Below are 14137 nucleotides of genomic sequence, written 5' to 3' on the forward strand. Positions count from 1 at the left end.
AGTCTGTCAGGCGCCGCGTGCCCTCCGCACGACGATCTTCTGCGTCGATGTCGTGGTCTGGCCGGCCGCGGTGCGGGTGGTGACCGTGACCGTCAGCGTGACCCGGTCGCGGCCGCGCAGCTTCCGCGGCAGGCGCATGGGCAGCTCGCGCCGATCGCCCGCCTCGACGCGGCGGTTGTGCATGCGCAGGTCGACGCCCTTGCCCTTCACGCGCACGTCGACGCGGCAGTCGGCGCTGCCGGCCGGGCAGCCCACGCCCAGGGCGAAGCGGCCGTCGCGCGACACGGTCGGCGTCTTGTCGAGCACCTCGGCGCGCGGCGCCGGCGCGGCAGGCGCGCCGGTGGGCACCGGAGCCCCAGGCGCCGGCGCCGCGGTCGGCGTTGGCGCGGGCGTCGTCGTGCCGTCCGGATCGCGCTCGGCCGAGGCCGCACGGCCGCCGCCGCCACCGCCACCGCCTGCAGAGCTCGCGGGAAGCAGGCACAGCCCGGCCAGCAGCCCGCCACCCACCGGCGTCCCCAGCCCGGTGGCCATGTCGTAGCCAGGCCCGGCCGCGTAGTGCGTCGGATCGGTGCCGGCGAGGTCGTTGTTCCCCGACGTGATGTCGTTGAACGCCGGCGCGCCGGCCGCCGCCAGCGCGTACAGCCGTGGTCCGAGCAGGCCCAGGCGCTGACCGTGGCACTGCGGCGCCGACAGGATCGACGCGGTCAATCCGGCCCACAGCGATGCGGCCGCGTTGGAGCCGCCGTCCTTGTACCAGCCGTTCTCTCCCCCGCCCGTGTAGTAGTAGAGGTAGCCCTGGTTCCAGTCCGCCAGCGCGCTCACGTCGGGGACCTGACGGCAGAGCTTCCCGGGGGGCGCCGAGCAGGGCGTGCCGCTGGACGACGCGCTGATCACGCCCGGACCGGCCTGCCACGTGGGCATCACGTGGCGCTCGGAGATCCCCCCGCCGCTCGCTCCACCGCCGTTGGCCGCGCCGTTGTTCCAGGTCACCTCGGTCGGTGGCGTGGCGAGTGGCGATCCGATCGCCGACATGGTCGTCCCTCCGACCGAGAGCATGTCTGGCTGGGAGCCCGGGTCATCGACGCTCAGGCTGCCGCCACAGTCCACCGAGCCCCAGTTGCCCGAGTGGCCCATCGCGCTCTGCCCTTGGGCCGCCATCTGCGCCAGTAGCGTCGCCTCGACGAGCTCCACGCCGTTCGCGTCCGCCTCGCACGTGCCCCAGTTGTCGACGACGATGTCGGCGCTGTTGTTCGTCGCCACGAGCGAGAACATGCTCAGCTTCTGGGCGATCGAGGCGTTCCACCCACCCGGTGACTGGTACACGAACACGGTCGCCTGCGGCGCGAGCCCGACGACGGTCTGGATGTCGATGGTCGGCTCCGCGTGCGTCGCGTTACCCGCCGGTCCGCCGTTCATCATCACGTCCACGACGTTCGCCGACGTGCCGTAGCACTGCTGGAACGCCACGAGATCCGTCCAGTTGAACGAGCCCCACTCCATCAGGGCGACCGTCACGCCGTCGCCCCAGCCGCCCGCGTTGCGCACGGTGGAGACGTCGTAGGCGGTGGCGATCTGGTCAAACAGCCACGGCGCGGGCGAGTAGCCCGCCGCGGCGGTGGCCGCGGCCGGGCACGCCGCCGGAGGCGACGCCAGACGGCTGGGCGCCGAACGGGTGGTCGGCTCGGCCGGGCCCTGCGCGCGCAGGGCGCTGGCTCCGTCCGCCGCGACGGGACCCAGCTCCAGCACCCCGAGGACCTCATCGGTCACCGACGCGGGCAGGGGCGACCCGGCGGTCCGCGTGGCGACACCGGGCTCGGCCAGCTGCGGCCCGAGCGCCGCCTGCACCTGCGCCGCGGTCCCGCGCACCGGCAGGATGATGCTGTTGGCCGGGAGCGAGCCAGGTTCCAGGCCCGCGCCCCGCAGCGCGTCGCTGACCGCGGCGACCGTCTCGGGCGCCGGCCCGAAGCGCTCGCCGAACTCCGCGCCGCGCAGGTACTGGCCGAACTGGGGTGAGCCGGGCGTCGAGACGGCGGCCACGAACGCGTCCAGCGCGGCGGGGTCGCGCGGCGCCAGCGCCACGCCGTACTCGACTGTCGGCGCCGCCGCGGCTGGGCCCGCGCCCGCGAGGACGAGCAGCGCGGCCAGGGCGAGGGTCCGTCGGAGGCGGCGCATGGCTCAGCCCTTCCCGCGGCCGCGCGGACGCACGGTGATCCGCTTCGTCGAGGTGGTGGTCCGGCCGTCGGCGCTGCGCGAGGTCACCGTCACCGTGAGCGTCATCGACTTCCCGCGCGCCTGCCTGGGCAGGCGGAACGGCAGGGAGCGGGTGGCGCCCGCCTCCACGCGGCGGTTGCGCAGGCGCAGGTCGACGCCCCGGCCGCGCACGCGGATGTCGATGCGGCAGTCGGCCTCGCCCGCTGGGCAGCGCACGCCGAGCGACAGGCGCCCGTCGGGCGTCGCCGTGATGGCTTGCCCGCGGATCTCCGCGCGCGGTGCCGCTGCGGGCGGCTCGGGCACGATGGCCGGCGTCGGGACCTGGACGGGCGCCGGCGCGGGCGTCGCCGCCGGATCCGGCGCACGCTCGGGCGCGGGCTCGGCGCCGGAGCCGGCCGACGTGGGCACGGGCGCGACCGGACAGATGCCGGCGAGCAGCCCGCCGCCGACCGGCGTTCCCAGGCCGCTGGCCATGTCGTAGCCCGGCGTGGCGTCGTAGAAGCCCGAGGCAACGCCGCTCAGGTCGTTCGTTCCCGTCATCACGTCGTTGAACGCCGCCGACCCGCCCACCGCCGCCAGCGGGTACAGCCGCGGGCCGAGCAGGCCAAGCCGCTGTCCGTTGCACTGCGGCGTCGAGAGGATCGATGCCGCCATGGCCGCCCACAGCGGAGCCGCGGCGGATGTGCCGCCGTTGCCGTTCCACGCCCCGCCGTTGTTCGTGTCGTACATCAGGTAGCCCTGGTTGGAGTTGGCCAGGGCGCTGACATCGGGCACCTGGCGGCAGTGCTGGCCGGTCGGCGCGTTGCAGATGTCGTGGCTGGAGCGCGGGCCGATCACGCCCGGCCCGGCCTGCCACGGCGGCATCACGAAGTTCTCCGAAACACCGCCGCCTCCGCCCCCGCCGTAGCTGGGGTCGTTGCCGACGTTCCAGACCACCTCGGTCGGGCGCAGTGCTGGGGGATCGCCGATCGCCGACATCCCGGTCCCACCGACGGACAACATCCAGGGCTGGGCGCCGGGGTCGTCGACGCTCAGCCCGTGGTGCGGGTATCCGCAGTCCTCCGAGCCGTCGTCGCCCGCCGCCGCCATCGCGCTCTGGCCCTGAGCGGCCATCTGCAGCAGGAGCGGCGTCTCGGCCGCGATCACCACCGCGTCGCCCGTCGCCTCGCAGCCGCCCCAGCTCGTGCTGACGATGTCGGCTTCGTTGTCGGTGGCGATCGCGGCGAACACGCTGAGCCAATCGGTGTTCGTCTCCGCGTTGGGGCCCTGGTAGACCTGGATCGTCGTCTCGGGAGCCAGCCCGGCGAGCACGTCGATGTCGAGCTCGGCCTCGCCCCGATGGCCGGTGGAGTCCGGGCCGCCGTTGATGTCGATCGGCACGACGTCCGCGGACGTGCCGTAGCACTGCTGGAAGTGCGCGACGTCCGCGGGCAGGAATCCCTCCCACTCCATCAGCGCGACCGTCACGCCCTGGCCCCAGCCGCCGGCCGCGCGCACGCGCGTGAAGTCGTAGGCCTGGGCGATCTGGTCAAACAGCCACGGCCGCTTGCCGCCGGCGGTCACGGCCGCGTCGGCGGCGGCGACCACCTCGGCGCAGGGCGTGGGCGGCGCGACGCGAGCGGGCGTGGACCGCGTGGGTGCCGTCGACCCGCGCGCCGCGCGCGCTCCCCCGGGGTTGGTCGGGTTGCCGTAGTCCAGCGCGGCGACGATCTCGTCGGTCACCGCCGCAGGCAGGCTCGGGGGATTGGACGGCGTGTTGTCGACCAGCAGCGTGCCGAACGCGTCCTGCGCCGCGGCCGCTGTGCCGTGCATGGGCAGGATCAGGCTGTTGGCCGGCAGTCGTCCGGCCTCCAGGCCGGCGCTGCTCAGCGCGGCGCGGACCGCGTCGACCGTCGCGGGGGTGGGCCCGAATCGCTCGCCGAACGCGCCGCCGCGCAGGTACTGGCCGAACTGGGGTGAGCCGGGGGTCGAGGCCGCGGTCGCGAACGCCTCCAGCGCGGCCGGATCGCGCGGCTGCAGCAGGACGCCGTACTCGTGATCGTCAGGTGCGGCGAGGGCGGGACCGGCAAAGGCCAGGCTGCCAAGCAATCCGGCGAGGAGGAACGACCGGCGAACAGGGGGCACAGTCGCAGGATTCGGCCAATGCTCCAGAAGCTTTAGCGTTGCAACTTCAGGCGCGTAGCCGCTCGCCGAGCCCCGATGCGCGGGCCACCGGGCGCTGGACCGCGGCGCGCACGCTCTCCTCGGTTCCGACGACGATCAGCGACTCGCGCGCGCGGGTCACCGCGGTGTAGAGCAGCTCGCGGGTCAGGAGCCGGGAGCCCAGCGGGGGCAGCAGCACCGCGGCGGTGGCGAACTGCGAGCCCTGGCTCTTGTGGATCGTCATCGCGTGCACGGTCTCCACCGCGTCCAGGCGCGACGGGCGGATGTGCACCGCCTCGCCCCCGCGCTCGAAGGCGGCGGCCACCGCGTCGGGGCCCGAGCGGACGATCACGCCCGTGTCGCCGTTGTACAGGCGCAGCGCGTAGTCGTTGCGGGTGATCAGCAGCGGGCGCCCGACGTACCAGGCGCCGTCGGCGGCGAAGTGGCCGATGCCGCTGTCCAGCCAGCCCTCCACGCGGCTCATCCAGTACAGCGCGCCGTGCGGGCCGCGGCGGTGGGCGCAGAGCAGGCGGAAGGCGCCGAGTGCCTGCAGCGCTTGCGCGCCGTCGCCGGCTTGGGCGGCCTCGATCGTCGCCCGGCCGGCCTGCAGGGCGGCGCGGCGGACCGGCGCCAGCTCGGGTCCCGCGGGGTCCACCTCGCCCGCGTCGGCGTCGATCCAGGTGACGCCCTCAGGGGCAGCCTGCAGCGCTTCGATCGCGGCGTCGGCGTCGCCCGCGCGGATCGCGTCGGCCAGCCGGGCGATGCCGCCGCCGTAGCGGTGGACACGTTCGAGCACGACGATGCCCGCATCGGGGCGCTCGCCCGGACCGACGATGTCGCCCAGCACGGCGCCCGCCTCGATCGAGGTCAGCTGGCCGGGGTCGCCGACCAGGATCAGCCGCGCGCCCGGGCGCACCGCCTGGGCCAGGCTGGCCATCAGCGAGAGCGAGACCATCGACGTCTCGTCGACGATCACCGCGTCGTGGGGCAGGCGGTTGGTGGCGTTGTGGCGGAAGCGGCTGTGGCTGTCGGGGCGCCAGCCGAGCAGGCGGTGCAGGGTCGATGCGTTGAGCGCGAGGAGCGCCGCGCGGGTGGGCGCGTCGACGTCGAGCGTGGCCGCTTCGGCGTGGACGGCCTCCTCCAGGCGCGCGGCGGCCTTGCCGGTGGGCGCGGCCAGGGCGATGAACGGCGCGGGCCGGCCCGCGGCTTGCGCCTGCTCGAGCAGCAGCGCGACGATCCGCGCGACGGTCGTCGTCTTGCCCGTGCCCGGGCCGCCGCCGACCACGGCGAAGCGGCGGCGCAGCGCGGCGGCGCCCGCCGCGCGCTGGCCGGGGTCGTCGAACAGTCGGCCCAGGCCCTGGTCGAGGAGCGCGTCGTCGATGGCCACCGGCGAGTCGCTCAGCGTGCGCAGATCGGCGGCCACCTGGCGTTCCTCGCGCCAGTAGCGATCCAGGTAGAGGGTCGTGTCGACCAGGCGCAGCGGGCGGTCTCGCGGGGCGCCGGCCTCCTCCCCGTCGGCCACCAGCGCGCTCGCTCGCAGCGCGGTCAGCCAGGCGGTCGGCTGCGGCCAGGGCAGCGCGGACAGGTCGACGTCCTCGTCCAGATCGACCGTCGCGGTGTCGCGGATCGTGGCCAGGTCCACGCAGGTGTGGCCCAGGCGCGGACCGCGCACGGCCAGCGCGATGGCCAGCTGCAGCGCCTCGTCCTCGTCCTGGGCCAGCGCGGACAGGCGCAGCGCGACGTGCACGTCGGCGGCGGCCAGCACGCCGGCGTCGTTGAACGCGGCCAGCAGGCCCCGGGCGCCGCGGGCCCGGCGCGCGTCGAAGGCCTCCAGCGCGGTGCTCTCGGTCATCGACCCGCTCCCTGATCGAGCACGTCGCTCAGCGCCTGCACCAGCGTCGCGCTCGGCTGCCAGCTGAACACGCCGACCGGGACGCCGTCGACGGCCGGCGTGTCCGGTCCGGCCATCCCCCGCACGAACAGGTACACGACGCCGGCCAGGTGGCGCTCGGCGGCGTAGCCGGGCAGGCGCCAGCGCAGGTAGCGGTGCAGCGCGACGGTGTAGAGCAGCGCCTGCAGCCCGTAGTGCGAGCGCTCCATCTCGTGCACCAGCGCGGCGGGCCGGTGGTGGTAGAGGCTGAGCTCCTCGCCCGGCGCGGCCAGCCAGTTCGTCTTGTAGTCGGCGATCGCGAAGCGCGGCTCGCCGTCGGCGCCGCGCTGGCGGATGACCAGGTCGATCGAGCCGGTCAGGTAGCCGCGGATCGACTGGCGCAGGGCCGCGTCGTCCAGGCGCTCGGCGTACCCGGCCAGCGGATCCCCGGGCGGCAGGTGCTCGCGCAGCACGGCGCCGATCATGCCCGGGGCCAAGCGGCCGGTGGGCGCGTCGCCGCCGACCAGCGGCAGCTCGAAGCGCAGCTCGTCGAGGCGGTCTTGTGGCGCGATGTCGGCCAGGCGCGCCCCGTTGAGGACCGGGCCCAGCGGCGTGTCGAGGGTGGCCTGCAGGGCGGTGACGACGGTGGCGTGATCGCCCACGTCGGTGAACCGCCGGGCCTGGGCGCGCGCGACCTCGCCGGCCAGATCGGGCTGGGTGAAGTCGACCGCCTCCATGACCAGGTGCACGAGCGTGCCCACCGCCGCGCCGGTCGGGATGTCGGCCCACAGCGACGGCACGTCGCGCAGCTCGCCGTGGCCGTCGTCGACGGCGGGCGCGGTGATCAGCGCCGCGGGCTCGTCGTCGAGGATCGGGTCCTCGGGCTCGCTGGCCACCCAGGCCTCGTGGGCGGCCGCGGTGATGTCGCTGTAGGACGTGCGCCGCCAGCCGCGGTCCAGGCGCCGGTCGAAGGTCGCGGTCTCCAGCAGGGCCTGCGTCGGCTCCGGCCCGGCGTAGCGGCGCACGCGTCCGGGTTCGGCCAGCTCGACGCTGATGCGCCCGGGAACCGTCTCGGCGATCTCGGCGAAGCGCGCCAGCGCCACCTCGTCGTCGGGCGTCGGCGGCCCGCTCTCGGCCACGCTGCCGTCGGGCTGGCGCGCGAACACCAGCCGGCCCAGCGGCGAGTTGGGCGCGTCGTAGGTGCCCGCCCACCACACGACGGCCTGGTGCTGGGCGCGCGTCAGGGCGACGTAGGCCAGGCGCAGGTCCTCCCCGCGCTGCTCGGCGATGTGCTGGCGCTTGTGGTCGGCGTAGCTGCGCCCCTCCAGGCCGACGTCGACCTTGCGCTGGTCGCCGTCGTGGTAGGCCACCGGCACCGGGTGCTTGGTGATCCAGCTCGGGTGCCACAGGTAGGGCAGGTAGACGACGGGAAACTCCAGGCCCTTGCTGCGGTGGATGGTCAGCACCTGCACGGCCTGGGCGTCGGACTCCAGGCGGCGGCTGCGCTCCTCGTCGCCCTCCTCGGCCGCGGTGGCGATGCGCCGGCGCATCCACGCGGTCAGCGCGGCGACGCCCATCCCCTCCTCCATCGCGGTGGCGTGCAGCAGCTGGGCGATGTGGCGCAGGTCGGTCAGGCGGCGCTCGCCGTCGGCCCAGCGCAGCAGCCGCTGGGGCAGGCCCTCCGACAGCGTGACCGTCTCGGCCAGCGAGGCGACGCCGCTGACGCGCAGGATGTTGGCCCACTCGTGCAGCCGGCGGCGCACGTCCTCCCAGGCGTCGTCGTCGGCGGTGGCCACCTCTTGCGGGGTCCAGCCCAGGAAGTCGGTCAGCGCGGCTGCGCGCATGCGTGCGTCGGACGTCGGGCGCTCGATCGCCTCCAGCAGCTTGAGCCAGTCGTCGGCCGGCGGGGTGGCGAACACGCTGCCCGCGCCGTTGAACACCGCGGGGATGCCGACGTCGTCCAGGGCCTGGCGGATCTGCTCGGCGTCGGCCCGGCGGCGCACCAGCACGGCGACGTGGCCGGGCTCGATCGGGCGGCGTCCTTGCGGTTCGCCGGCCTTGCCCCGGGCCTCGATGTGCGCGTCGGACTCCAGCAGCGTGAGCATGTCGGCGGCCAGGTCCTGGGCGATCAGCGTGCGCACGCCGTCGGTGGCGGCGAAGCCGGTCTTGGTCAGGCCGGCCTGCAGGCGCGGGACCACTCTGAGTCGCACCGGTGCGGGATCGGGCGCGTCGATCAGGCGCGGCTGCTGGTTGGGCGGTGCGGCCCGGACCGGGCGGTAGACGATGCCCTCGTGGCCGAGCTGGGCGCCGCCGAACAGCGCGTCGTAGGCGTCGATCAGGCCCTGGTCGCTGCGCCAGTTGACGTCGAGGTCAGCGCGCTCGCCGGCGCTGCGGGCGGCGTCGAGGTAGGCGTAGACGTCGGCGCCCCGGAAGGCGTAGATCGCCTGCTTGGGGTCGCCGATGAGCACGAGCGTCGTGCTGCCGTCGCCGAACGCGCGGCGCATGATGTCCCACTGCGTCGGGTCGGTGTCCTGGAACTCGTCGACCAGCACCACGCTGTAGCGGTCGCGCAGGCGCCGGGCCACGTTCGTCCCGCCGGTGGTGGTCAGCGCGTGGCCCAGACGGGTGAGCAGGTCGTCGTAGGTCATGACGCCGCGCTGGCGCTTGCGCCGGTCCAGCTCGGCGCGCACCGCCTGGGCCAGCCGCGCGCGCATCGCGGCGGTGCTGTCGGGCTTGGCGTCGCTGGGCTCGATCGGCGCGCCCGGGTTGTTGACCGCCTCCTGGGCGATCTGCAGCGCCTGGGCGCGGTCGAACGCCGGGTGCTCGTGGTTGTGGAAGCGGCGCACGTAGAGGTCGTCGACCACCTCGGAGACGAGGTCGTCGAGGTCCTCGACGAAGGTGATGCCGGGCTCGAGGTCGCCGGCGATGCCCAGGCCGCCGAGCACCTCCTGGCAGAAGCCGTGGGTGGTGACGATCGTGGCCGCGTCGAAGTCGGCGATCGCGGTGGCCAGGTTCTGCCGTCGTTCTTCGAGCTCTGGCGGGGTGCCGTCGGTGAGCAGCTCCAGCACCGGATCGGCCGCGGTCAGCGCGATGCCGTTGAGGGCCTGCTCGAGGCCGTACTCGGCGCTGACCAGGCGCTCCCTGACACGGTCGCGCAGCTCGGCCGTGGCCATGCGCGTGAACGTGACGATCAGCAGCTCGTCCAGCGGCTTGCCCTCGGCCACGTAGCGCGCGGTGAGTCCCGCGATCGTGTACGTCTTGCCGGTCCCCGCGGAGGCCTCCAGCACGGTCACGCCGGTGGGCAGCGGACCGCAGACGTCGAAGGCGGGCGTGACGGTCATTGGGGCTTGGCCGTCGGGTCGTATTCGAGATCGAGCAGCGGCGCCCACAGGCGGCGGGCGTAGCGGCCGAAGCGGGTCGGCTCGGTGGCGTCGAAGGGCTGGCCGTGCTCGTCCTCGTGGGGCGCGGGGCGGTGGATCTCGGCGAACGTGAGGCCGTCGCCGAGCAGCCGCGTGTGCTCGGGCTCGCGGTCCTCCTTGTCCCAGTCGAAGCTCGACTCCCAGGCGTCCTTGGCGTTGCGCGCGCCGTCGTCGCCGCGGTGGACGGCCTCGGCGTAGGCGGCGGAGGTCTGGGTGTAGAGCGGGACGGGCGCGCGCATGGCCCGGTCGTGCAGGTCGACGAGGTCGGCCAGGTGCTGGGTGGCCGCCTGGTGGCCGGGCGAGGCGATGGCCAGCGCTCCGGCGTTGTTGCCGCGGCGGGCCTTGCCGATGATCAGCGCGTCGTAGTCGCGGGTGGGGTCGCTGGCGCAGAGGGCGAGGAGGCGGACCCACGCCGCGAGCCGGTGCCTTGGGTTGATGCGCGAGAAGGTCATCGTGGCCTGCGTCTTGCCGGCCACCGAGGGCACGGTGCCGGTCAGCGTGCGCCCGCCGGGGAGCGGCGCGCGGATGTCCACCGAGGCCCGGATCGTGTCGCCCAGCAGCGCCTCGACACCGGTCATGATGCCCTCGACGGTGGGCAGCAGCTGCTCGACGATCGGCTTGGCCAGCAGCCCGGGCGGGAGCGCACCGCGGGCGATCTCGGCCTTGTAGGCGGCGGTCGCGTCGCTGCCGTTCAGGCGGGCCTGGAGCATGCGCTCGCCGATCTGCCAGCGCTGGAGGCCGTCGAGGGTGATCGGGAGGGCGTCCTCGACCTCGGTGGTGAAGTCGGCCAGGCTGATCCCGAGGCGTTGTCTGAGGAAGGCGCGCGCGGGGTGCTGGACGAAGCGGACGAGGTCGTCGAGCTCGAGGATCGGGCCGGGCGTGTAGGGCAGGGCTTGGGTCAGGAACGCGCCCCGCTCCGGCCGGTCGCCTTCGAGCGCTTCCGCCCCCTGCAGCGCGACGCGATCGAAGCTCCACGTGCGGCCGCGCTCCAGCGTGCCGCGGGTGAAGTTGCGCCGGTCGAAGGGCTGCAACGGGTGGCGGATGACGACGTGGTCTCTCGCCGGCCTGTTGTCGGTGGTCGTGACGGTTCGATCGACCACATCGAGCAGCTCGCCGATCGGCACCGCGGGCGGGCGCGGGGTGTTCGTGCGCTCGTCGTTGCCCGTGTAGGTGATGAGCAGCTGGTCGGTCGCGGCCATCAGCGCGTCGAGCAGCAGCTGGCGATCCTCGGCGCGCGGGTCGCGCTCGCCGATGTGCGGGTCGTCGAGCAGCAGGTCGTCGCCGTCGCGGGGGGCCTTGCGCGGGAAGACCGTGTCGTCCATGCCCAGCAGGCAGACGACGCGATGCGGGACCGACCGCATCGGCATCAGCGTGCAGATGGTCAGGTGCCCGGTGCGGAAGTTCGCGCGCGTGGGGCGGCCTTGGAGGCGGTCGGCCAGCAGCGCCCGCATCTCGGGCAGCTCCAGCTCGGCCGGGTGGACGACGTCGTTGGCCGTGGCCTCGTTGACGACGTCATCGAGGATCCGCCGCAGCTCGGCCTTCTGCCACTGCTCCAGCGGTGCCGATTCGGAGAGGGCGTCGGCGACATCCGTGAGCGTCGTGGCCCAATCGTCGATCGTCTGCGACGTGTTGAGCCGGTCGACCGAGGTGGCCAGCCGATCGACGTACTCGGCGAAGCGCCCCGCCAGCTCGATCGAGCCGCTGTCGACGTCATCCAGCGGCAGCAGCGAGCCTCCGATCAGCCGCTGATCGTCCTCGCTCATGGTCACGCCCGCGAGGACCCGGTCGATGCCCGAGCGCCAGGTGCCGTTGGCGAGGGCGTCGAGGCTGAACGGCTTGCGATGCGCGGCGTCCAGGCCCCAGCGGATGCCGGCGTCGCCCACCCAGTCCTCGAGGCGCGCGAGGTCATCGTCATCGAACCGGAACCGTCGGCGCACCACATCCCGGTCCGCGAGGTCGAGCACCTCGGAGGCGGTCAGCCGGCCGTCGGCGATGTCCAGCAGCTGGGAGACGAGGCCCAGGATCGGGTTCGTCTGGCGCAGCGAGCGATCGGCCAGCCGGACGTGCAGGTCCGGCTTGTCGAGCCCATCGTCGTTCGTTTCGTCCGTATGGCTGGCGCCAAAGGTCGCGTGGATGAGCGGGGCGAACGTCTCGATGTCCGGGCACATCACGATCACGTCGCGAGGCTCGAGCGTCGGGTCCGCCTGGAGGAGATGCAGGATCGCGTCCCGCAGGACCTCGACCTGGCGGGCGCGGCCATGGCAGGCATGGATCCGCAGCGAGCGGTCCTCGTCGTGCAGCTTCGCCGCCCCATCCGGCCGCCGATCCGCGCGCACATCCGCCTGGAGGTGGCTCAGCAGCGAGCCCACCGCCGCCGTGGTCGGGTGATGGCGTTCCTCCGAGCCCGGTTCCGAGGCCAGCACGACCTGCATCTCCCGCGAGTCCTGCCCCCAGGTGGCCAGCAGCCGATTGCGCGGCAGCGAGGCCGTCGTGTCGTCCTTGCGCCGCAGGGTCGGCGGCGGAGGCGCCGCGGCGACCCGATCCCAAAGCCCCGGGGACGGATGCAGCAAGAACAGATGGACGTCCCGATGCACGGCCAGCGCCCGCAGCACCTCCAGGCGAGCCGCCGGGATGCGCGTGAGCCCAAACAGCGAGATCCGCTCCGGCAGATCCACCAGCCCCGGGTCCGCCCGCAACGCCTCGCAGGCCGTGACCAACCGCTCCGCCGGCCCAGGAACACCGATGGAGTTGCGAAGCCGCCGCCAGATCTCCGCCTGCCAAGCCGAGTCCGCGGCGACGTCGCCATCCACACCCGCCGCCCAGCCCCGCACCAGCTCCGGCCGATACAGCGAGTACCGATCAAACAACGCCGCCAGATGCCGAATCGCCGTAAACCGCCGAGCCCGCCGCGTCTCCCCACCCAAATGAGCCACCAAAGCCTGCATCAGCAGCTCATCCAAGCTCCCTTCCACCACCTCCAGCAAAGGCCAAACCGCCCGCTCCGGAAGCCACGGATCCGTCAGCGGATCAACCCCACTAGCGGCCGCCACCGCATCGCCAACCAACCGCCGAGGGCTGGGGAACTCCACGTTCGCGCAGATGCCCAGAGCATCGGAGAGCCGCTGCGTCAGCCACCGCTCCATCCCCCGAGTCGGCACCGCGACGACATCCAGCGCAAACGCATCGCCAGCCGAACCGCCGAGCAGCCCGGCAAGCGCCTCGACCAGCCCGTCGGCCCGCTCAGCGCGATGGATCTGGAGCATCCGACTGGACACTACGCTGCCGCGGACCACCAGCCCGGTACCTCCCAAGCGCCCGGCGCCTCCATATCGATTGGGCCCTATGACCAGAAGCACGCGACCCGGTCGTCGACGAGCGCGTCGATCCGAAGCTCCAGGCCATCCAGTGCTCTGGAGCGCGCCAGGTCTTCGTCGTCCTCGCATCTGACCCACTCGACGGTGGCGCAGTACACGCGCAGCAACGGGTGGTCGTTCAGCGCCGGACCATCGACCAACCGCAGCCAATAGCCGCACCCAGAACCACATCCCGGCGCGCGACTTCATCCTCGTTAGCTCCCTTCCTCCCAGATCCACCCGTCATCTCCGTTTTCCGGGCTTTTGCCGCGTGCGCCGGGAGATCGAGCCGAGCCCGGACTTCCCTCCGGCTGCGCCGAGGCCCTAGGCCCTTCTCCAAGTGAGACTCTCCCGCCACGGCCGCCTGTAATACGGCACCCCGGTGACGCCCCGCACGCGCGAGACCACGCTCGTCCACCCGGTCGATGAGCTCAGCGGCCGACTGGGCGCGTGCGATCGCCTGGAGGCGGACGTCCCGTTTCGGCGAGCACTAGGCGCGCTAGGACCGGATCATCGACGGTGCCGCATACTTCGCTGACCGATGAGCTCGCCCACTCCTTTTCTAACGGATCGATTCGACGCGGCGCGGCTGCTCGCCTGCTCTCTGCAGCAGCGCCGCAAAAGCACAGACGTGCCTTACACATCCCATCTGCTCGCCGTCACATCGCTCGTCCTGGAGATGAGCGGCACCGAGGACGAGGCAATCGGCGCCCTGTTGCACGATGTCGTCGAGGACGGCGGCCCTGAGGAACTGGTCGACATCCAGGCCCACGTCGGCACGGACGTCGCGCGCATCGTGTCCGCCAACAGCGACACCGACGTCAAGCCCAAGCCGACGTGGCGGGCAGGCAAGCAGGAGTACATCGCGGCGATCGATCGCGGCGATCGCTCACTAGGAGCCCGACCAGTTGCGCGTCCGCTGGCGACAGGCTCCACAACGCTCGGGCGATCCACCTCGACTACCGAGTCCACGGCGCAGGCGCTCTGGGACCGGTTCAAGGCCGGCGAAGGCGAGTCGGTGCGGTGGCACTAACGGGCGTTGTTCGAGGCGTGCGCGTTGCGGCGGGACCACCTCGGCGCGGGTACGCGGCCGTTTCTCGACGAGCTGAGGCGGGACATCGGAGAGATCGATCGATTGGTGC

7 protein-coding genes are annotated in these 14137 nt (G+C 73.4%); 1 reads left to right on the top strand and 6 read right to left on the bottom strand.

Going from position 1 to position 14137, the window contains the following annotated elements; all coding sequences use genetic code 11:
- Nucleotides 1-6 precede the first annotated feature (6 nt).
- From ACZ5UI_RS17105 to ACZ5UI_RS17130, 6 genes are all read right to left on the bottom strand, one after another.
- Complete coding sequence (locus tag ACZ5UI_RS17105) at nt 7-2172, bottom strand: S53 family peptidase (protein WP_464189049.1); 2166 nt, start codon at nt 2170-2172, stop codon at nt 7-9.
- Between the two features lie 3 nt (nt 2173-2175).
- Nucleotides 2176-4299, bottom strand: a complete 2124-nt coding sequence (locus ACZ5UI_RS17110) for a S53 family peptidase (protein ID WP_464189051.1) — start codon at nt 4297-4299, stop codon at nt 2176-2178.
- 82 nt (nt 4300-4381) lie between these two features.
- The gene (gene recD, locus ACZ5UI_RS17115) at nt 4382-6205 is read right to left on the bottom strand and encodes an exodeoxyribonuclease V subunit alpha (RefSeq protein ID WP_464189053.1); all 1824 of its coding nucleotides are present in this window, start codon (nt 6203-6205) and stop codon (nt 4382-4384) included.
- Complete coding sequence (locus ACZ5UI_RS17120; protein WP_464189055.1) at nt 6202-9564, bottom strand: UvrD-helicase domain-containing protein; 3363 nt, start codon at nt 9562-9564, stop codon at nt 6202-6204. Before ACZ5UI_RS17120 ends, recD begins: the two co-directional genes overlap by 4 nt.
- Complete coding sequence (gene recC, locus ACZ5UI_RS17125) at nt 9561-12905, bottom strand: exodeoxyribonuclease V subunit gamma (RefSeq protein ID WP_464189057.1); 3345 nt, start codon at nt 12903-12905, stop codon at nt 9561-9563. Before recC ends, ACZ5UI_RS17120 begins: the two co-directional genes overlap by 4 nt.
- A gap of 77 nt (nt 12906-12982) precedes the next feature.
- The gene (locus ACZ5UI_RS17130) at nt 12983-13156 is read right to left on the bottom strand and encodes a hypothetical protein (RefSeq protein WP_464189059.1); all 174 of its coding nucleotides are present in this window, start codon (nt 13154-13156) and stop codon (nt 12983-12985) included.
- A 380-nt stretch (nt 13157-13536) separates the two neighbouring features.
- Here ACZ5UI_RS17130 and ACZ5UI_RS17135 point away from each other — a divergent pair, with 380 nt between their 5' ends.
- Nucleotides 13537-14028 carry an HD domain-containing protein gene (locus ACZ5UI_RS17135; RefSeq protein WP_464189061.1) on the top strand — a complete coding sequence of 164 codons (492 nt, stop codon included), beginning with the start codon at nt 13537-13539 and terminating at the stop codon, nt 14026-14028.
- Nucleotides 14029-14137: the final 109 nt, after the last annotated feature.

This window comes from Conexibacter sp. JCM 18997, from assembly GCF_055391915.1.